11 protein-coding genes are annotated in these 19,837 nt (G+C 70.2%); 3 read left to right on the top strand and 8 right to left on the bottom strand.

Annotated elements, in window-relative coordinates:
- Positions 1-44: 44 nt before the first annotated feature.
- Together ACFU8Q_RS08975 and ACFU8Q_RS08970 are read right to left on the bottom strand one after the other, a co-directional pair.
- Complete coding sequence (locus ACFU8Q_RS08975) at positions 45-3,470, bottom strand: glycosylhydrolase-like jelly roll fold domain-containing protein (protein ID WP_384449940.1); 3,426 nt, start codon at positions 3,468-3,470, stop codon at positions 45-47.
- Between the two features lie 213 nt (positions 3,471-3,683).
- Positions 3,684-6,251 (bottom strand): beta-L-arabinofuranosidase domain-containing protein, encoded by a 2,568-nt coding sequence (locus ACFU8Q_RS08970; protein WP_384449937.1) that lies wholly within the window; start codon positions 6,249-6,251, stop codon positions 3,684-3,686.
- 240 nt (positions 6,252-6,491) lie between these two features.
- On the opposite strand from ACFU8Q_RS08970, the gene ACFU8Q_RS08965 reads away from it, so the two are divergent.
- Positions 6,492-9,467: a glycosyl hydrolase gene (locus ACFU8Q_RS08965; protein WP_384449934.1), complete on the top strand. Its 2,976-nt coding sequence runs from the start codon at positions 6,492-6,494 to the stop codon at positions 9,465-9,467.
- A gap of 255 nt (positions 9,468-9,722) precedes the next feature.
- Here the strand turns inward: ACFU8Q_RS08965 and ACFU8Q_RS08960 are convergent, their stop codons facing one another.
- The 6 genes from ACFU8Q_RS08960 to ACFU8Q_RS08935 form a co-directional block, all read right to left on the bottom strand.
- Positions 9,723-10,859, bottom strand: coding sequence for a LacI family DNA-binding transcriptional regulator (locus tag ACFU8Q_RS08960; RefSeq protein ID WP_384449931.1), 1,137 nt, complete (start codon positions 10,857-10,859; stop codon positions 9,723-9,725).
- Positions 10,856-11,176, bottom strand: coding sequence for an L-rhamnose mutarotase (locus ACFU8Q_RS08955; protein WP_384449928.1), 321 nt, complete (start codon positions 11,174-11,176; stop codon positions 10,856-10,858). The genes ACFU8Q_RS08960 and ACFU8Q_RS08955 overlap by 4 nt, the downstream gene beginning before the upstream one ends.
- A 76-nt stretch (positions 11,177-11,252) precedes the next feature.
- Positions 11,253-12,338, bottom strand: a complete 1,086-nt coding sequence (gene rhaS, locus ACFU8Q_RS08950; protein ID WP_384449925.1) for a rhamnose ABC transporter substrate-binding protein — start codon at positions 12,336-12,338, stop codon at positions 11,253-11,255.
- A gap of 95 nt (positions 12,339-12,433) precedes the next feature.
- Entirely contained in the window at positions 12,434-13,468 is a 1,035-nt protein-coding gene (locus ACFU8Q_RS08945; RefSeq protein ID WP_384449922.1) for an ABC transporter permease, read from the bottom strand.
- Positions 13,461-14,516, bottom strand: a complete 1,056-nt coding sequence (locus ACFU8Q_RS08940; RefSeq protein WP_384449919.1) for an ABC transporter permease — start codon at positions 14,514-14,516, stop codon at positions 13,461-13,463. Before ACFU8Q_RS08940 ends, ACFU8Q_RS08945 begins: the two co-directional genes overlap by 8 nt.
- A complete protein-coding gene (locus ACFU8Q_RS08935) occupies positions 14,513-16,042 on the bottom strand; it encodes a sugar ABC transporter ATP-binding protein (protein ID WP_384449916.1) in 1,530 nt (509 codons plus the stop codon). Before ACFU8Q_RS08935 ends, ACFU8Q_RS08940 begins: the two co-directional genes overlap by 4 nt.
- A 384-nt stretch (positions 16,043-16,426) precedes the next feature.
- On the opposite strand from ACFU8Q_RS08935, the gene rhaI reads away from it, so the two are divergent.
- Both rhaI and ACFU8Q_RS08925 read left to right on the top strand, forming a co-directional pair.
- Positions 16,427-17,587 carry an L-rhamnose isomerase gene (rhaI, locus tag ACFU8Q_RS08930; protein ID WP_384449913.1) on the top strand — a complete coding sequence of 387 codons (1,161 nt, stop codon included), beginning with the start codon at positions 16,427-16,429 and terminating at the stop codon, positions 17,585-17,587.
- A gap of 177 nt (positions 17,588-17,764) precedes the next feature.
- Positions 17,765-19,804 (top strand): bifunctional aldolase/short-chain dehydrogenase, encoded by a 2,040-nt coding sequence (locus tag ACFU8Q_RS08925; protein ID WP_384449910.1) that lies wholly within the window; start codon positions 17,765-17,767, stop codon positions 19,802-19,804.
- Positions 19,805-19,837 lie beyond the last annotated feature (33 nt).

Here is a 19,837-nt window from a genome sequence, read left to right as displayed (position 1 = left end):
CACGAGTACGTCGGAAAGATGGGGTGACCGGTACGGTGCGGGCGTCAGTCCAGTTCGACCGTGAGCGCCAGGCGCGGGAGCAGCTTCACCGGCCCGAGCAGGCCGGACGGCAGGGGCTTGTTCCGCTCGTTGGAGAGGGTGTTGGACACCCGTACCGAGAACTGGTTGACGCCCGGCCTGAGGGCATCGGTGACGTCGACGAGGTAGGGGGACCACAGGGCCGGTGCGAGCTTGTGCCCGTTGACGGTGACCTCGGCGACCTCGCGGACCGTACCGAGGTCGAGGATGTGGTGGCGCCCGGCCAGAGCGCGGGCGTCGAGGGCGACGTCCTTGGTGTAGGTGCCGCTGCCCGAGTACAGGCGGGCGATGTCGCTCCAGTCGGCCAGGGGGCGGGTGACGGGTTCGGCGCCTTCCTGGGCGAGGGTGAGGGTCCAGTCGCCGTCGAGGGCGAGGGGCGTGAGCTGCTCGGTGACGCGGGCCGTCCCGGTGCGGGTGTGGCTGCCGTCGCGGGCGGTGAGGCGGTACGTGCCGGGAGCCTCGCCCAGCGCTGTCACCCGCAGCCTGTTGCCGTGCCGGGTGATGCCGGTGACCGGCAGACCGCCGGTCTCGGTGAGGTAGGGGGTCTCCTTGGCCTTGCGCCGCACCACTACCGCGAGGGTCTCGTAGGGGGAAAGGGTGAGCCGCACCCGGACGCCCTTGGAGGTGGGCAGCCCACGGACCAGGGCGGGGCCGGTGGTGCCGGTCGCCGGGTCCCACACCTCGGGCACGCCCTGGGCGGGCAGCAGGGCCTCGGTGGTGACGGCCGTGCCGCTCTCGTTGTTGAACAGGAAGGCGACGTCCTCGCCACGCCGGGTGCGCAGTACCCGCACGGCCTCGGCGGCCGGTTCGAGGACCGCCGCGGCGACACCGGCCGTGTGGCAGGCGGCGCCGAGGCCGGCACCGTCCGCGACCCGTACGGCCTTGCCCCTGCCGACGGTGCGGCTGCCGGTGCCGGACGGGAAGAGCGCCGCCAGGGAACGTCTGAGTGTGGTGTTGTCCCCGTCGGCGGCAAGGGCGGGCAGGTCGCCCAGGGCGACGAGGGTGCCGCCGCCCCGGACGAACGAGGTCAGGGTGTGCACCGCGGCCGTCTCCAGCACGGGGGTGACCGGCAGCACCACCAGGTCGTAGGAGGCCTCGCCGACCCGGAGCACACCGTCGCGCGGGGCGGCGTGCGCGAGCAGGTCCGGGTCACCGGCCAGGGCGCCCTCGTGCAGCAGGTCGAAGTCGACCTGGGCGCGCTCCAGGGCGAACGCGGTCTCGGCGAAGGCGGCGTCGACTTCGCCCTGGCGGGCGGTGGCGGTGAACTGCTCGGCGGCACGCTGCGGCTGCAGCAGCGCGGTGCGGGCCCCGGAGGTGCCACGGGCCAGCTCCATGACCCGGCCGATCCAGGCGGTGATCGGGGGCATCGACCACCACCAGGGGTTGCGGGGGCCGAACGGCGGCGCGAAGTAGACATGGGTCTCGTCGGTCCACAGTGCGTGCAGCGCGGTGAAGTTGATGCCGCGCGTCGCGTACGCGCCGAGCAGGGCCCGTATGAAGTCGGGGGCGACCTGCCAGCCCATGTTGCCGAAGGCCTCCATCAGCACGCGCGGGCGCCCCATCTGGTGGGCGACGGAGGCGGGGTTGCGTGGGTCCATGGTGGGCGTGTCGAGTTCGTACTCGGCGGTGATCGCGTCGCCGCCCGGTACCTGCGCCCACTGGTTGACCTTGTGCAGGTCGCCGGTGGACTGCATGCGCTTGGAGGGGGCCGTCTCGTCGTAGAGGGGGTTGGTGATCAGGCTCACGCCGCGATCGCCGTACCACTTGGCCTGCTTGGCGAAGTACTGGGCGAACCGGTTGGAGACGGCCTCCCAGTAGCGACCGTGCAGGATCCTTCCCTGTTCGCCGAGTTCGTCGAAGGCACTGGCGTAGGCGGCGCCGGGCTCGGCGCCGACAGCCTTCAGTTCCGCGGCGAGCGTGGGCGACCAGGGCCGGCGCTTGAAGGGGTGGGGGGCGGCGGAGGCGATGAACGGCTCGTCGTCCCAGAAGCCCTTGATCACCGAGCCGAAGTAGCGGCGGAAGCGGCGGTAGTACTCTCCGGGCACGATGTCGAGGAAGAGTTCGACGGGCTCGTCGTCAAGGAGGTCGGCGTATCCGCGCGTGTAGCCGCTGGAGTCGTCGGTGAGCGGCGCGCCACCGAACAGGTCGATCTGCCAACGCCCAGCGGGCGCCTGCCAGGTGCCGTCGAGGTGGCCGGTGAGTTCGACCAGGTCGCCTGCGTCGGTGGAGCCCACGGGGCGGGCGGTGGCGGCGATCGGGCGGGCGGCGTCCTCGGGCAGGTCCCGGAAGGTGAAGTCGCCCGCGGCGGACGACTGGTCGAAGGTCTGCTGGTAGAGGGCGGTGCCGTCGGCGGCGGTGACGGTCAGGCTGTCCCACAGGGAGCGCTGCCCGTCCCGGGCGTGCACGCCGACGCCGCCCTGGGCCAGGGCCTCGTCGGTGACGGTGCCCTTGTCCTTGCCGTCGAGCGTGACGGTGGCCGTGCCTCCGGCGACTGTGACGGCCAGGGTGTGGAACTTGGTCTTGTTGAAGCCGTCGGTACGTGTGGACCGGGCGAGTTGAGTGAACTCCGTGCCGACGACCCGGCTGATGGTGACGACACCGGTCTGCTCGAACTCGACCAGCAGTGCGTCGTCGCCCGCCGCCGAGGCCTTCACCAGCATTCCGGCCGCGATGACGTCGGGCTTGACGCTGCCGGAGACGGTGCAGTCGCCCCATCCGGCGCTGTCGCTCAGCACGGCGGGGCCCGCCAGGACGGCCGCGTCGGCCACCAGGTTCCCGGTGTCGACGCCGACACCGGTGGTCCGGGTCAGGCGCGCGCTCGCCGGTCCCTGGACGATGTGCGTGGAGCGCCACAGGCCCTTCAGGCGCAGGTCGGGGCGGGCCTCGTAGGTGCGTGAGCCGACGGTGCCGCCTCGTGTGATGAAGTAGCCGGCCCGGCCGCTGGGGAAGTGGTTGTCGTTGAACAACCACACCTTCATGCCGGTCTTCTCGGCGGTGGTGAGCACGTGCTCGATGATGTCGAACCAGCCCTCGGTGAAGAAAGCGGGCTGCATCTCGGCGTTGTCGTAGGGAAAGACGATGACCTCGTATATGCCCTTGGAGCGGAGGTCGGCCATCTGGGTCTCGACGAGCTCGTTGGTGACCGGGCCGTTCCAGTACCAGTACACGGCGGGCCGGCTGTCGCGGCCGGGGTCGGCGAAGTCGATGTCGCCGAAGGCAGGCAGGGAGGTGCCGTCGGAGTGGCCGGGGTGGCCGGACTGCCCGGACGCGAAGGCGGGCAGTCCGTTCAGAATGCCACCGGTGGCGGTGGCGGTGGTGAGCGCGGCCAGGGTCACGAAGCGGCGTCTCGTCAGTCGGGAGGCGCCTTCGGGCGAGCTGAAGAAATGCGGCATGGGAGTGCGATCTGCTTTCTGTGCTGGGTTGCGTAAGGACGGCACGCCACGCGTGATGCGTGACGGCACGAGAGATTGACGATCAGTCATGTCCGCGGACGACGACGTCCGGCCGTCGGCACAGGAGGGCGGACCCGGACCACACCGGGCCCGGGTCTGCCAAAAGAGCCCGCGGTCCTCGGCCGGACGGTCCTGAGCCGTCGGGGGACGGCCTCATCTGCGTGCCAGCGCCGCCATGTCCTGCGGCGACAGCATCCGGTTGTGGATTCGGAAGTCCGCCACGGCACCGTGCAGATAGGGGTGGGTGGCGTTCTGCGAACGTCCCAGGTAGTTGCGGCTGGTGTCGCCGAGCAGCAGGGGTGAGCAGACCATGGCCTCGTTGCGCCCGGCCTCGGTCCCGTCGATGTACAGCACTCCCGTGCCGTCGCCGAGGGCGAGCGCCACATGGACCCACCTGCCCTGCGGCAGCGGCACACCGGAGTCCACGACGTCCTCGCGCTCCATCCCGGCGATCTTGAGGGCGGCCCTCGGGAAGCCCGTTCCGGTGCGGGCCGCGAGGAAGAGGTAGGTGTTCTTGTGGTAGCCGAGGTCGAAGATCCGTGCCGAGTTGGCCACCGAGTCCAGGCGCGTCCAGGCGCTCACCGTGAGCTCGGTCAGGCCGGTCAGCAGGCCGCGCGGCAGCACGACATGGCCGCCCGCGCCGTCCAGCGCCACCGCTCCGGCCGCTCCGCGACCGGCAGTCCATGCCGCGCCCCCCGCGAGCAGGCCGTCGGGGTGGTGTCCAGTTCTGTCGGCGACGGTGGTGCCGGCGCCCTCGTCGAGCAGGTAGCGTGCGATGTCCCGCGGGCGGTCCTGGCGGGGTGGGCGTGCGAAATAGACGTTGTAGTGCTGGTGGTGGACCTGGTGGAAGGGCCGCAGGCTGATCGGTGTCCCGTCCGCGCGTGCCGTGAACGCGGTCCCTCCGTTCGCGGTCCGTCGTACCGGTCCGTCCTCAAGGGTGGGAATCGTCACAGACCCGGTAGTCCCGTACTCGCCGGCCAGTACCAGCGGCCCGTAGGACAACCCCACGACATGCGGATTGTCCGGTGCGGGGCGCTCCACGACCTCGCGGGGCAGGGTCATCTCGACGGTATCGCCGGACCGCCACTGCCGGTCGAGGGTCGCGTACGTCCCCGGCTTGGCGTCGCAGTCGACGATGCGGCCGTTGACGGTGATACGGGCGGTCCGGTGGCGCGTGCCGTCGGCGAGCCATCCCGGTATCCGTATCCGCAGCCGGAACCGGGACGGCGAGCCGGTGACCGTGAGCCGGACCCGCCCGGAGTCGGGGTATCCGCCGCCTTCCTGACGAATGATCATTTTCTCTTTGCGCCAGTGCAGTTCGGAGGGGATGAAGAGGTTCACGTAGAGCTCGGGGCGACCGGCGCGGGCCGAGTGGAAGTAAATGCTGTCCGCGAACTTCGTGTGGGTCTCCAGGCCGGTGCCGTGGTCGCACGAGAAGTTGTCGTAGTCGCCGCTGTAACTGCCGGGTGCGGCGCCCAGACCACCCTTGGGCTGACGCTGCGACCCTGCCCACAGGCCGGTGTAGTAGGTGACGAATCCGTGTTCGGAGTCGGGGTCCTGCTCGCCGAGCATCTGGTTGTACAGGGCCCACTCGTAGTGGGCCATGCGCTCGGCCCGGGAGGGGTCGTGCAGGAACAGCCGCCGACCCAGCTTGAGCATGTTGTACGTGTTGCAGTTCTCGCAGGTCTCCTCGGACAGCCGGCTGACGATCTCGCCGGGCGGGCCGAAGAACTCCTGGTTGGCGTTGCCGCCGATGACGTACGAGTGGTCGTGGACCAGGATGTCCCAGAAGTTCGAGGCGATCGCGCGGTAGCGCCCCTCGCCGGTCGCCTCGTACATCCGGGCCGCGCCCACGATCTTGGCGATCTCGGTGTTCGCGTGCCGGCCGTCCAGTTGGTCGCGTCCCTCAGCGAGCGGGCCGAACAGATCCTCCTGGTCGAAGCGGCGGGCCGTGCGCAGGGCCGCCCGGCTGCCGGTGGCCAGATGCAGGGCGGCGAGCACGTCGTTCATACCGCCCCACTCCACGCGGCGCACGTGGTCGAGCTGGTCCGGGGTGAGCGGTGCGGTGCGGCGGTCGGCCCAGCCCGCCATGGCCTCGAGAACGCCCAGGGCCCGCTCGTTCCCGCACAACTGGTACTGGTCGAGGAGGCCGGCCATGATCTTGTGGATGGTGTAGTACGGCGCCCAGGGCTTCGCGCCCGCCTCCAGGTCGGCGAAGACCTGCTCGGGGAAGGCCGAGAGGTAGCCCTCGCCGTATCCCGCTGCGGGAGACGCCGCCTGACACTCCGCCAGCACATCGACGATACGGCGGGCCTTGTCCGCGTACCGGTCGTCCCCGGTGTTGGCGTGCGCCAGCGCGAGCCCGGACAGCAGGTGCCCGGTGCTGTGGCCACGCAGCTGAACGTCCGGGGCCTCCCAGCCGCCGCAAGGCTGCGCGCTCGACGGCAGGCCGACGTTGATGCGGAACGTGTGCAGGAGACGGTCGATGTCGACAGCTTCGAGATAGGCGCAGGTGTGCCGCATGTTGTCGAGGAAGGGGCTGTCCAGCAGCCGTACCGATCCCGGCGCGAACTCGGCCAGCGCGGGGCGAAAGGCCGTGGATCCGGTCGGGGAGCCACGGTCACCGGCCGCGGCGGCCGGCGCCCCGCCGACCGCCCAAGCGCCGACCGCAGCCCCGGTTCCCATCACGAAGCGTCTGCGCGTCAGGCTCTTTCGTGGCATGCGGAGACTCCTCTGCACAGCGAGAGTTGAATCGTTTTTTTGGACGACGGCAACTCTGGGGGCGCGATCACCGCGCGTCAAGACGTACGCAACAGCTCTTTTCTTCACCCCTATTGCCTTGAGCTCACCGAGGACATAGGTTTCCGGCGCGTTAATTGAATCGTTTGAAACGTCGTTTCAAACGGACCTGCATTCCGGGGCCCGGTACTTCGCGCCCCGGTGGGCCCGACAAGGAGCAACATGAGCCTGCGACGGCGAACCGTACTGACGATGGGGGCCCTGGCCGGTGCTGCCGCGACTTCCCTGCCCCTGACGGCAGTTCCCGCGGCGGCGAGGGAGGGCAAGGGGGGCGCCGTGCCGCGCGGCTTCGAGGACCCCGCGCCCGGCGTGCGCCCCAAGTTCCGCTGGTGGTGGCCCGACGCGCTGGTGAACACCCGTGAGATCGCGGACGAGATCGAGAGGATCGCCGAGGCCGGTTTCGGCGGGGTGGAGATCGCGGCCGTCACCCACAGCCTCAGCCGGCAGATCGACGCCCAGCGCTACGGCTGGGGCACCCCGGCGTGGACGGCGGCCGTGGAGGCCGCGCTGCGGGCCGCGAAGCGGCACGACGTGGTGGTGGACCTGACGGTCGGCCCGGCCTGGCCGGCCGCGGTTCCCTCGATCACCCCGGACAGCACTGCGGCCGCCAAGGAACTCGCTCACGGCCGGCTCGTGGTGGCGCCGGGCGAAACCTACTCGGGGCCGCTACCGGCCGCCGTGTCCGAGGCCTCCGGGGACGTCACCGTCCAGCGGCCGCTGCTGGTGCAGGCCGTCCGGATCGCCGCAGGCAGCTCGGCCGACGCCGTCCCCGTCGTCCTGGACCAGCCCAGCGTCACCGACGTCACTTCGGCGGTGCGCGGCTCCACCCTGACCTGGACCGCACCCGACGACGGCACCTGGCTGATCGTGCCCTACTGGGAGCGCGGCTCCGGCCAGCGCCCGGAAGGCCCGGCGCACACCGCCCCGCTCTCCTACGTCGTCGACCACTTCAGCGACGCGGGCACCGGCGCCGTCACCGGCTTCTGGGAGCAGCACATCCTCACCCCGGCGATCCGGTCACTCTTGCGCGACGTCGGCGGCGCTCTGTTCGAGGACTCCATCGAACTCGAGACCGACGCCACCCTGTGGACCCCGAAGCTGCCCGCCGAGTTCGAGCGCCGCAAGGGGTACTCGCTGCTGCCGTACCTGGCGACCATCGTCGAGAAGAAGGAGAAGCCCGTCTTCAGCTTCGGCTCGGCCATCGACAAACCGGTGCGCAGCGACGTCATGGACGTCATCACCGAGCTGTACGTCGAGCACCACCTGCGCCCGCTGCAGAACTGGGCACACACCCTGGGCCTGAAGCTGCGCATCCAGCCGTACGGCCTGGAGACCGACGCGATCTACAAGGCCGCGATCCTGGACATCCCCGAGGGCGAGTCCCTCGGCTTCAAGAACCTGGACGACTTCCGGTGCCTGGCGGGCGGCCGGGACATGGGCGGCCGGCTCGTCCTGTCGAACGAGGCCGGCGGTGTGGCCGGCGGCGCCTACTCGACCACCTGGTCCGCCACTCTCAAGAAGCTGGTCACCCAGTACGCGGCCGGCGTCAACCAGGCGGTATTCCACGGCTTCGCCTACGCCGACGCGCCCGGCGCCTCCTGGCCGGGCTTCGCCGCCTTCTCGCCGTACAACGGCAGTGCCGGCTACGGCGAGGCCTGGGGCCCGCGCCAGCCCACCTGGCGGCACGCCGACACCGTCGCCGACTGCCTGGCCAGGGTCCAGCAGGTGCTGCAGACCGGGGTCAACCAGGTCGATGTGGGGGTGCTTCGCCAGAAGGGCTACGCGGGTTCCGGGCTCGGGGCGCCCTGGTTCACCAGTGACGGCGTGCCCGCCGGCTGGACGCACACCTTCCTCAGCCCGCGTCTGCTGGACCTGCCCAGCGCCGTGGTGCGCAACGGCCGGTTCGCCCCCGACGGCCCCTCCTGCAAGGCGCTGGTCGTCGAAGGCGACGTCATGAGCGGCCGTGAGCACACGCTCCAGCTCGATGTGGCCCGGCGACTCGTCGCGTACGCGGACGCGGGCCTCGCGATCATCCTGATAGGCGACTGGTCGGACGCACACGTGCCCGGAATGCCCGCGGCCGCGGACGACAACGCCCGGCTGCGCGAGCTGCTCGTGGAGTTGCAGAAGCGTCCCACCGTGCACGCCGTCGCGGACCGTCCCGACGTTCCCGAAGCCATCGAGGCACTGGGGCTGCGGCGCGACGTGGAGTACGCGGAGACGTCGATGCTGCTGCACGCGCACCGCCGGAGCGACGACGCGGACTACTTCTTCTTCGCCAACGACGCAGTCAGCAAGAAGGGGTCGACGGGTTCCCGGATCCGTCACGACGTCACCCTGACCGGTCATGTCCGCGGGGCCGTCCCCCACCTGCTCGACCCGTGGACCGGATCGGTCACGCCGCTCGCCGCGTACACCCGCACCGAGGACGGGCGGATCCGTCTCACGGTGGACCTGGCGCCCGGTGCTGTGAGCATCGTGCGGCTGTCCCGGCCCTCCGGTGGCGTCTCCGCCCGGCACGTCACCGCAACGGGGGCCGACGAGGTGGTCACCACCGACGGCCGGAAGTTCGAGCTGCGGGCCGCCACGGCGGGCTCCTACCGCACCACGTTCGACAACGGGCGCTCGATGAATGCCGTCATCCGGACGGTGCCCGCACCGTTCGACCTGGAGTCGTGGAAGCTGAACGTCGAGGACTGGCGGCCGGGCTCGACCGCCACCGAGACCGTCCATGTGCAGCACCAGCTGTCACTGCCGGACGGGCTGCTGCCGTGGTCGCAGATCACGGGTCTTGAGGACGTTTCGGGCGTGGGTACCTACCGCGCCACCTTCACCCTGGGCAGGGAGTGGACCGAGGGGACCGGGGCGCGGCTGGAGCTGGGCGAGGTCTGCGACACCTTCCGCATCCGCGTCAACGGCCACGCCCTTCCGCCGGCGGACCAGGTGACGCGGGTGGTGGACCTGGGCTCGCGGCTGCGGCACGGCTCCAACTCCGTCGAGGTGGAGGTGGCGACGACGCTGCTGAACCGGCTGCGGGTGGCCGACGCGCCGGTCTTCGGCGCCGCCAAGCGTCAGGCGTACGGGCTGCTGGGCCCGGTGCGGGTGGTGCCGTACGGGACCGCGACCGTGCACGCGTGAGCACGGCACCGAGGTGAGCGCGGGCCGGGGACCAGCTATCCCCGGCCCGGCGTGTTGTACGGGAATGACGGAGATCGGGCGTGACCTGCCGGGCGGCGCGGGCACGGCGGAACGCGGAACACCGGGGCCGCTCCCCGGCTCCGGGAAGCGGCCTCGGTGATTCTCGGCCCTGTGTGATTCTCGGCCCTGTGTTTCTCGGCCTCCGGAAGCCGACGCTCCGGGCCCGGTGGTGATGTTCCGCGGCCCCGGCGTACCTCAGCCGCCCGCCGTGCTCGACTGCCGTACCACCAGCTCCGGCTGGAGCACCACGTGTTCGTGCCGGTGCTCGCCGGCTTTCTCGCCCGTTTCCCGCAGCAACAGGTCGGCGGCGATGGTGCCGATGGCGTAGGCGGGCTGACGCACCGAGGTGAGCGGCACGGTCGCCGCGGCCGCGAACTCGATGTCGTCGTAACCGACGATGGCGATGTCGTCGGGCACCGTCACACCCGCGGTGTACAGCGTCTGGAGCACCCCCAAGGCCAGCAGGTCGTTCACGCAGAACACTGCGGTGGGCCGCCGCGCCAGCCCCAGCAGGCGGGCTCCGGCGTCCCGGCCCGCGGCCACGTCGAGGCGCTCGGTGGGCAGTTCGTGCAGTGCCTCGTGGGACAGCCCCTCCTCGGCGAGGGCAGCCAGGGCACCCGCCCGCCGGTCCTGCACCTGTTTGAGGTGCTCGGGCCCGCTGACGAACGCGATCCGGCGGTGGCCGACAGCCGTCAGGTGCCTGATGGCCAGGGCACCGCCGGCCACGTTGTCGACGGCGACCGAGCAGCCCTCCTCGTCGCCGATCACCCGGTCCACGACCACTAAGGGAATACCGAACCGGCGGAACTCTCGTAGCGTACGGCCGCTGGAGTCGGCGGGGGTGACCAGCGCCCCGCGCACCCGTTGCTCCGCGAAGAGGGCGAGGTAGTCCGCCTCCTCCTGGACGCTCTGGCCACTGTTGCAGACCATCACGCGCATGCCCGCGTCGCGTGCGGTGCGTTCGGCCCCGCGCACGACGTCGACGAAGAACGGGTTGCCCATGTCCAGGACGAGCAGCGAGACGATACGGCTGCGGCCCGCCCTCAGTTGGCGGGCGGACTCGCTGCGGACGTAGCCGAGGCGGGCGATCACCTGCTGGACATGGCGGCGGGTCCGGTCGGAGACCCGCTCGGGGCGGTTGAGCACATTGGAGACGGTGCCGACGGAGACCCCCGCCTCCCGTGCCACGTCCTTGATATCGACCGTGGACCGGTTGACCGGCGTACTTTTTCCTGAGTCGCCCTCCCGGTCGGCGCCGCGGATGACGGGACCGTGGAGCGGCGGGAACGGCTCGGAGCCGTCCGTCCCGAAGAAACCCAGCCCGGTTCTCATGTCAGGTGGAACACCTCCGTGAGCGGGAGCATGGCGGAGTCGGGTGCCCGGCCGTCCAGCTCCTCGAAGAACCCGGCCATCTCGGCCTGCCACCGCGCGTTCACATCGGTGGCGTCCATGGCGGCGCGGGCCGCGTCGAAGTCCTCGGTCTCCAGATAGCCGACCAGCAGACCGTCCTCGCGCAGGAAGAGCGAGTAGTTGTGCCAGCCGGCCGCGGAGAGTGCCTCGCGCATCGCGGCCCACACGTGGCCGTGGCGTTCGCGGTACTCATCGGCCCGGTCGGACCTGACCTTGAGCAGGAAGCAGACGCGTTGCATGTCATGTCCTCGATTGGTGCGTACAAAGGCGGGGCCGCTCCCCGCGGTCGCGGCGAAGCGGCCCCCTCCGCCGGGATCAGAACTTGTACTGGTCGATGTTCTTCGCGTCGAAGACGGTCGGCTTGCCAAGGGAGACCACACCGTCCTTGCCGATGGTGTAAGTCCCCATGTCACCGGCCTTGAAGGCCTGTCCCTCGGCGCCGGTGATCTGGCCCGACTGCAGGGCGACGACAGTGCGGGCGGCGAGCTCACCGAGCTTGTTCGGGTCCCACAGCTCGAAGGCGTCGACGGTGCCGTTCTTGACGTATGCACGCATGTCGTTGGGGGTGCCCAGGCCGGTCAGCTTGACCTTGCCCTTGTACTTGGAGCCGGACAGGTACTGGGCGGCGGCCTTGATGCCCACGGTGGTCGGGGAGATGATCCCCTTCAGCTCGGGGAATTCCTGGAGCAGGCCCTGGGTCTGCTGGAAGGACTTCTGGGCGTCGTCGTCGCCGTAGGCGACCTTGACCAACTTGATGTCCTTGTACTCGGGCTTCTTCAGTTCCTCCTTCATGAAGTCGATCCAGGTGTTCTGGTTGGTGGCGGTCTGGGCGGCGGAGAGGATCGCGATCTCGCCCTTGCCGCCGATCTGCTTCGCCAGCTGCTGGACCTGGGTACGGCCAAGGTCCTCGGCGGACGCCTGGGAGACGAAGACCTGACGGCAGTCGGTCTTGGTGTCGGAGTCGTAGGTGACGACACTGACACCGTTCTTCATGGCCTGCTTCAGCGCGGTGCACAGGGCGCCCGGGTCCTGGGCGGACACCGCGATGCCGTTCACCTGCTGCTGAGTGAGGGTGTTGACGTAGGACACCTGGCCGGAGGTGTCGGTGCCACTGCTGGTGCCGACCTCCTGGTAGGTCGAACCGAGCGCCTCGACGGCCTTCTTACCGGCCTTGTCAGCGATGGTGAAGTACGGGTTGTTGACCTGCTTGGGCAGGAACGCGATCTTCAGGCCCTTCTTGGTCTCCGCGTTGGCGTCTGCCTTTCCGGTCACGGCCGAACCGGACGTCTTGTCCGTGTCGTTCTTGGTGGTGCCGCCGCAGGCGGTGGCGCCCAGGGCGAAAACGGTGGCGGTGGCGACGGCAAGGGTGAGCCGACGAGTTCTGACGGTGGCGAGAGACATGAGGGTCCTATCTTTGCGAAGTACGGCTTTGTACAGGGATGCTGTTTGGCAGGGATGCTGTCTGGCTCGAGGCATGGCGGCCGGTGCCGGCTTCGTCAGGTGGTGGCGGCCGGTGGTGTCAGGGGGACCGCGGTCGCCTTCCTGCGGGCCCTGCTCCGGGCGATCTGCCGACCGACGCGCGGGGCCAGGACGGAGACCACCAGCAGGACACCGGTGACGACGATCTGGGACTGGGCGGAGACGTTGAGCAGGCTCATCACGTTCTGCAGGGTGCCGAGCAGGAACACACCGGCGATCGCGCCGCCGAGCGTGCCCTTGCCGCCGTCGAAGTCGATGCCGCCGAGCAGGACCGCGGCAATGACCGAGAGTTCGAGGCCGGTGGCGTTGTCGTAGCGGGCGCTGGCGTAGTGCAGGGCCCAGAAGACACCGGTGAGCGCGGAGAGCAGACCGGTGGTGACGAACATGGACAGCTTCAGGCGCTTGACGCGGATGCCGGCGAACCGGGCCGCCTCCTCGGAGGCACCGGTCGCGAACAGCGAACGCCCGACGGGAGTGGCGTGCAGGACGACGACGGCGATGGCCAGCAGCACGAGGAACGGCACCGCGGCGTACGGGATGAAGGTGTCGCCGATCCGGCCCGCGCCGAAGTCCAGGAACTGGGAGGGGAAGTCGGTGACCGAGTCGGACCCGAGGACGATCTGGGCGATGCCGCGGTAGGCGGCCATGGTGCCGATGGTGACGGCGAGTGAGGGCAGGCCGAGACGGGTGACGAGCAGTCCGTTGATCAGACCGCAGACCACACCGAGCGCCAGACACAGCGGGATGATCGTCTCGATGGCCATGCCCTCGTTCCACAGCGCGCCCATCACCGCGCCGGAGAGGCCCGCCGTGGAGCCCACGGACAGGTCGACCTCGCCGGAGATCACGAGCATCGTCATGGGCAGCGCGATCAGGGCGATCGGCAGGGTGTTGCCGATCAGGAAAGAGACGTTGAGCGCGTTGCCGAAGTTGTCGACGAACGAGAAGGAGCACAGCAGCAGGACGACGAACAGGGCGCCCACCGCGCTGTCCCAGCGCACCGCGCCGCCGAGGCCGCGCCGGGCCATGGCCTTCGTAGTGGTGTCAGTCATGGCGGGCACTCCTCATCTGTGCGGCCTTCTTGCGCAGCCCTGCGGCGACCCGCAGGGCCAGGATCCGGTCGACGGCGATGGCGAGCAGCAGCAGGAAGCCGTTGATCGCGGTGACCCACACCGAGCTGACGCCGATCGCGGGGAGCACGCTGTTGATGGAGGTGAGCAGCACGGCCCCGAGCGCCGCTCCGTAGACACTTCCGGAGCCGCCGGTGAAGGCGACGCCACCGACCACGACGGCGCTGACCACGGTGAGTTCGTAACCGTTGCCGGTGGCGGAGTCGACGTTGCCGAAGCGGGCGAGGTAGAGGGCACCGGCGAGTCCCGCGAGGGCTCCGCACAGGACGTACGCGGTCATGATGCGGCCCCGGACCGGGACACCCGCGAGACGGGCCGCCTCGGGACTGGAGCCCAGGGCGTAGAGGTCGCGTCCGCTCCGGTAGCTGCGCAGGTAGTACCCGACCGCGAGGAGCACGACGAGGGCGAGCAGGGCGAGGTAGGGAACCGCCCGGATGCCGTCGTGGCCGAAACCGACGAAGCCTTTGGGCAGCGCGTCCGCGGTGACCTGCCGGGAGCCGACCCAGATGGAGTTGATGCCGCGGATGATGTAGAGGGTGCCGAGGGTGACCACGAGGGCGGGCACCTTGCCGAGGCTGACCAGGGCCCCGTTGAGAAGCCCGAAGAGCGCTCCGAGCGCGCCCGCGAGCAGCACCGCGACCAGCGGACTGCCGCCGCCGTTCAGGTAGTTGCCGGCGGCGAAGGCAGAGATGCCGAGCACCGAGCCGACCGACAGATCGACGTTGCGGGTGATCACCACGACGGCCTGGCCGGTTGCGACGAGGGCCAGGATGGTCGCGTTGAGCAGCAAGTCCTTGATGCCCTGCTCGGACAGGAACTCGCCGTTGTAGATCTGGGTGGCGCCGAGCATCACCACGAGTACGGCGAGGACTGCCAGTTCGCGCACCTTGAACATCTTGTCGATGAGGCTGCGGGCTCCGGAGGCCTGGGATCCGGGTGCACTCCGCACCGGTTCGGCGGTGGTGGTCATGCCGCGTCCCTTCCTCGGACTGCGCGGCCGGTGGCCGCCGCCATCACGGTCTCCTCGGTCGCCTCCGCGCGCGGTATCTCCGCGGCCAGGCGGCCCTCGTGCATCACCAGGACCCGGTCGGCCATGCCGAGGATCTCCGGCAGATCGGAGGAGATCATCAGCACCGCGACGCCCTGGGCGGCGAGCGAGGACAGGAGCCGGTGAACCTCGGCCTTGGTGCCGACATCGATGCCGCGGGTCGGCTCGTCGACGATCAGCACCTGGGGGGCGGTCGCCAGCCACTTGGCCAGGACGACCTTCTGCTGGTTGCCGCCCGACAGGGTGCCGACGACGTCGGCCAGACGGGCGTACTTCACCTGGAGCTTCACGGCCCAGTCGACGGCGCGGTCGCGCTCGGCCCGGCGGTTCATCAGTCCGGCGCGGGTGGTTTCCGCGAAGCCGGTAAGCCCGATGTTGCGTCCGATGGACATCTCCATCACCAGGCCCTGGGCGCGGCGGTCCTCCGGGACGAGGGCGACACCGGCGGCCATCGCCAGGCTCGGAGCGCCCGGCTTGAGCTTCTGGCCGAGCACCTCGACCTCGCCGCCGTCCCAGCGGTCGACGCCGAACACGGCCCGCGCCACCTCACTGCGGCCCGCCCCCACCAGTCCGGCCAGACCCACTATCTCGCCGCGCCGCACCTCGAAGGACACGTCGGTGAAGACGCCCTCCCGGGTGAGCCGGCGCACCGTGAGCGCCGGCTCGCCGATCTCGGTCTGCTGCTTGGGGTACAGCTCGTCGAGGTCGCGGCCGACCATGCGGCGTACCAGGTCGTCCTCGGTGAGTCCGGCCAGCGGCTCGCTGCCGATCCAGGCGCCGTCCCGCAGGGTGGTCACCCGCTGGCACAGCTCGAAGATCTCCTCCAGGCGGTGCGAGATGAACAGCACGGCGGCGCCCTGCTCGCGCAACGTCCTGACGACGCCGAAGAGGCGGGCCACCTCGCTGCCGGTGAGGGCGGCGGTCGGCTCGTCCATGATCAGGACACGGGCCTCGAAGGAGAGCGCCTTGGCGATCTCGACGAGCTGCTGGTCGGCGATCGACAGTCCGCGGGCGGGCTGTTCGGGGTCGAGGTCGACGCCGAGGCGGGCGAAGAGGTCGGCGGCGGCCTGCTTCACCGCGCGGTGGTCCACCCGGCCGAAGGAGCGGGAGGGCTGGCGGCCCACGAAGATGTTCTCGGCGACCGACAGGTCGGGGAAGAGCGTCGGCTCCTGGTAGATCACGGCGACCCCCGCGTCGCGAGCGTCGGCCGGGCCGTGGAACTCCACCGTTGATCCGTCGAGCAGCACCGTACCGGTGTCGGGCCGGTGCACGCCGGCCAGGGCCTTGATCAGGGTCGACTTGCCCGCACCGTTCTCGCCGGCGAGGGCGTGGACCTCTCCGGCGTACAGCCGCAGGGAGACTCCGCGCAGGGCCCGGACGGCGCCGAAGGACTTGCTCACCTCCTCCAGCGCGAGTACCGGAGTCGCATCCGGTTCGGGTTGCGTCATGTGTTTCTCCATGGGGATCAGGGTCGGCCAGGGGATCTGGGCACGCCGAACCGTGCCGATGCGGTCACCCGGCATGAAATGTTTCAGTGAGGTTGCCCGGAAGCTAGCCCTGCCCGCCCCTCAGGGTCAAGGGGTCAACTTCGGGGCAACGCGACGAAACAGGAGAAGGCGATCAAGTCCACCTGGCCGACACCCCTTGCCCCGTACGGAATAAGGGCTGTCCACGGCTGCGCAAAACCGATAGCACGATTACGTAACGCGGCGGTCGGCCGGCGAAGACTCTTGACGCTCACGAAACCCGGGGCTAACTTTCCGGTGCAATGAATCGATTCACACATTTGTGTGTCTGCCAGCCCGACCAAGGGCGCGCTTCCCGAGGTGAACATGACTGACATCGCTGCCGTGAAGGCCGCACTCGCCGGACAGCGGATCGAGACGCCGTCCTGGGGCTACGGCAACTCCGGTACCCGCTTCAAGGTGTTCGCGCAGACGGGAGTGCCGCGCACCCCGTGGGAGAAGCTGGACGACGCGGCGAAGGTCCACGAGTTCACCGGAACCGCGCCGACCGTCGCGCTGCACATTCCCTGGGACAGGGTCGACGACTACGCGGCGCTCGCCTCGTACGCCGAGGAGCGCGGCCTGAAGCTGGGAACCATCAACTCCAACACCTTCCAGGACGACGCATACAAGCTGGGCAGTGTCTGCCATCCGGACGCCACCGTCCGCCGCAAGGCCCTGGACCATCTCCTCGAATGCGTCGACATCATGGACGCGACCGGTTCGAAGGACCTCAAGTTGTGGTTCGCCGACGGCACCAACTATCCCGGCCAGGACGACATCCGCGAGCGCCAGGACCGGCTCGCCGAAGGCCTGGCGAAGGTGTACGAGCGGCTCGGCGACGACCAGCGGCTGCTGCTGGAGTACAAGTTCTTCGAGCCCGCCTTCTACACGACCGACGTGCCGGACTGGGGCACGGCGTACACCCACTGCCTCAAGCTGGGCGAGAGGGCGCAGGTCGTCGTCGACACCGGACACCACGCCCCGGGCACCAACATCGAGTTCATCGTCGCCACCCTGCTGCGTGAGGGGAAGCTCGGCGCCTTCGACTTCAACTCCCGCTTCTACGCGGACGACGACCTGATGGCCGGCGCTGCCGATCCCTTTCAGCTGTTCCGGATCATGTACGAAGTGATCCGCGGCGGCGGCTTCACCCCGGACGTCGCCTTCATGCTCGACCAGTGCCACAACATCGAGGCCAAGATCCCGGCGATCATCCGTTCGGTGATGAACGTCCAGGAGGCGACGGCCAAGGCGCTGCTCGTCGACCGTGCGGCGCTGACGACCGCCCAGCGCTCGGGCGACGTGCTCGCCGCGAACGCCGTGCTGATGGACGCCTACAACACGGACGTACGTCCGCTGCTGGGCGAGGTGCGCGAGGAGCTGGGCCTGGACCCGGACCCGGTCGCCGCGTACCACCGTTCCGGATGGGCGGCCAGGATCGCCGAGGAACGGGTCGGCGGGCAGCAGGCCGGCTGGGGCGCGTGAGCGCCACGGCGGTTTCGGCCGGGCCGTCACGGGACCGCGAGCGTGCAGCGGTCCCGCCACACCGGCCGAAGCCGCCGCACGGCCGCCCATCGGCGGCACGGTCGGCCGGCGCCGCGGCTCCCTTCGCCCCTCGGGGCCTTTGAGCACAAGCAGACACTCTCCTTAAGGACTAGGAACATGGCTCCTCATCCCGAAGCCGCGGCCCTGCTGGCCCGGTCCCGCCGGCTCGGCGCCGACCCCCGCAACACCAACTACGCGGGCGGCAACACCTCCGCGAAGGGCACCGAGACCGACCCGGTGACCGGCGGCGACGTCGAACTCATGTGGGTCAAAGGGTCGGGTGGCGACCTCGGCACGCTGACCGAGGCCGGTCTGGCCGTGCTGCGCCTGGACCGGCTGCGCGCCCTCACCGACGTCTACCCCGGGGTGGAGCGCGAGGACGAGATGGTCGCCGCGTTCGACTACTGCGCGCACGGCAAGGGCGGCGCCGCCCCGTCCATCGACACCGCGATGCACGGCCTGGTGGACGCTCCCCACGTCGACCACCTGCACCCCGACTCCGGCATCGCGCTGGCCTGCGCCGCCGACGGCGAGAAGCTGACCGCCGAGTGCTTCGGCGACAGCGTGGTGTGGGTTCCCTGGCGCCGCCCCGGATTCCAGCTCGGCCTGGACATCGCGGCGGTCAAGAAGGCCAACCCGCAGGCGATCGGCTGCATCCTGGGCGGCCACGGCATCACCGCCTGGGGTGCCACGGCCGAGGAATGCGAGCGCAACTCGCTCCACATCATCCGCACCGCCGAGATCTTCCTCGCCGAGCGAGGCAGGGCCGAGCCGTTCGGGCCGGTCGTCGAGGGGTTCGAGGCCCTGTCCGAAACGGAACGCCGGGAACGGGCCGCGGCCCTGGCACCGTACGTCCGGGCCCTCGCCTCCCAGGACCGCCCCCAGGTCGGCCACTTCACCGACTCCGAGGTCGTCCTCGACTTCCTCGCCCGCGCCGAGCACCCCCGGCTCGCGGCGCTGGGCACCTCCTGCCCGGACCACTTCCTGCGTACGAAGGTCCGCCCACTCGTTCTCGACCTGCCGCCGACCGCCCCCCTGGACGAGGCGGCCGCCCGCCTGAAGGAGTTGCACGCCGCCTACCGGGAGGAGTACGCCGCCTACTACCAGCGTCACGCGGAGCCCGGCTCCCCCGCGATGCGCGGCGCCGACCCGGCGATCGTGCTCGTCCCCGGCGTCGGCATGTTCTCCTTCGGCAAGGACAAGCAGACCGCGCGCGTGGCCGGCGAGTTCTACGTCAACGCGATCAACGTGATGCGCGGAGCCGAGGCCGTCTCCACGTACGCGCCGATCGAGGAATCGGAGAAGTTCCGCATCGAGTACTGGGCCCTGGAGGAGGCCAAACTCCAGCGGATGCCGGAACCCAATCCGCTCGCCACACGCGTCGCGCTGGTGACGGGCGCGGGCAGCGGCATCGGCAAAGCGATCGCCCGCCGGCTGGCCGCCGAGGGCGCCTGCGTCGTGATCGCGGACCTCGACGCGACGAACGCGCAGGCGGTCGCGGACGAGTTGGGCGGCCCCGACAAGGCCGTCGCCGTCCCCGTGGACGTCACCTCCGAGGAACAGATCACCGACGCGTTCAAGGCAGCGGTACTGGCCTTCGGCGGCGTCGACCTGGTCGTCAACAACGCGGGCATCTCCATCTCCAAGCCCCTGCTGGACACCACCGCGAAGGACTGGGACCTCCAGCACGACATCATGGCCCGCGGCTCCTTCCTCGTCTCCCGCGAGGCGGCCCGCGTGATGATCCGGCAGGAACTGGGCGGAGACATCGTCTACATCGCCTCCAAGAACGCGGTCTTCGCCGGCCCCAACAACATCGCCTACTCCGCCACCAAGGCCGACCAGGCCCACCAGGTACGGCTCCTGGCGGCCGAGTTGGGCGAGCACGGCATCCGCGTCAACGGCGTCAACCCGGACGGCGTCGTCCGCGGTTCCGGAATCTTCGCGGGCGGCTGGGGCGCGCAGCGTGCGGCGACCTACGGCATCGAGGAGGAGAAGCTCGGCGAGTTCTACGCCCAGCGCACCCTGCTCAAGCGCGAGGTGCTCCCCGAGCACGTCGCGAACGCGGTATTCGCGCTGACCGGCGGTGACCTCACGCACACCACCGGCCTCCACGTCCCGGTCGACGCCGGTGTCGCCGCCGCCTTCCTGCGATAGCGGACACGCCGCCACCGGGCCGGGTACACCGCG

It is taken from the genome of Streptomyces sp. NPDC057543, from assembly GCF_042801895.1.
GTDB lineage: Bacteria > Actinomycetota > Actinomycetes > Streptomycetales > Streptomycetaceae > Streptomyces.
Note: the sequence above shows the minus strand (reverse complement) of the source record. Positions and strands in the feature narration are given on the sequence as shown.

Excerpts from the sequence above, each read along its gene's own strand:
- ACFU8Q_RS08975 (WP_384449940.1), bottom strand. The coding sequence starts at position 3,470 with ATGCCGCATTTCTTCAGCTCGCCCGAAGGCGCCTCCCGACTGACGAGA.
- ACFU8Q_RS08970 (WP_384449937.1), bottom strand. The coding sequence starts at position 6,251 with ATGCCACGAAAGAGCCTGACGCGCAGACGCTTCGTGATGGGAACCGGG.
- ACFU8Q_RS08965 (WP_384449934.1), top strand. The coding sequence starts at position 6,492 with ATGAGCCTGCGACGGCGAACCGTACTGACGATGGGGGCCCTGGCCGGT.
- ACFU8Q_RS08960 (WP_384449931.1), bottom strand. The coding sequence starts at position 10,859 with ATGAGAACCGGGCTGGGTTTCTTCGGGACGGACGGCTCCGAGCCGTTC.
- ACFU8Q_RS08955 (WP_384449928.1), bottom strand. The coding sequence starts at position 11,176 with ATGCAACGCGTCTGCTTCCTGCTCAAGGTCAGGTCCGACCGGGCCGAT.
- rhaS (WP_384449925.1), bottom strand. The coding sequence starts at position 12,338 with ATGTCTCTCGCCACCGTCAGAACTCGTCGGCTCACCCTTGCCGTCGCC.
- ACFU8Q_RS08945 (WP_384449922.1), bottom strand. The coding sequence starts at position 13,468 with ATGACTGACACCACTACGAAGGCCATGGCCCGGCGCGGCCTCGGCGGC.
- ACFU8Q_RS08940 (WP_384449919.1), bottom strand. The coding sequence starts at position 14,516 with ATGACCACCACCGCCGAACCGGTGCGGAGTGCACCCGGATCCCAGGCC.
- ACFU8Q_RS08935 (WP_384449916.1), bottom strand. The coding sequence starts at position 16,042 with ATGACGCAACCCGAACCGGATGCGACTCCGGTACTCGCGCTGGAGGAG.
- rhaI (WP_384449913.1), top strand. The coding sequence starts at position 16,427 with ATGACTGACATCGCTGCCGTGAAGGCCGCACTCGCCGGACAGCGGATC.
- ACFU8Q_RS08925 (WP_384449910.1), top strand. The coding sequence starts at position 17,765 with ATGGCTCCTCATCCCGAAGCCGCGGCCCTGCTGGCCCGGTCCCGCCGG.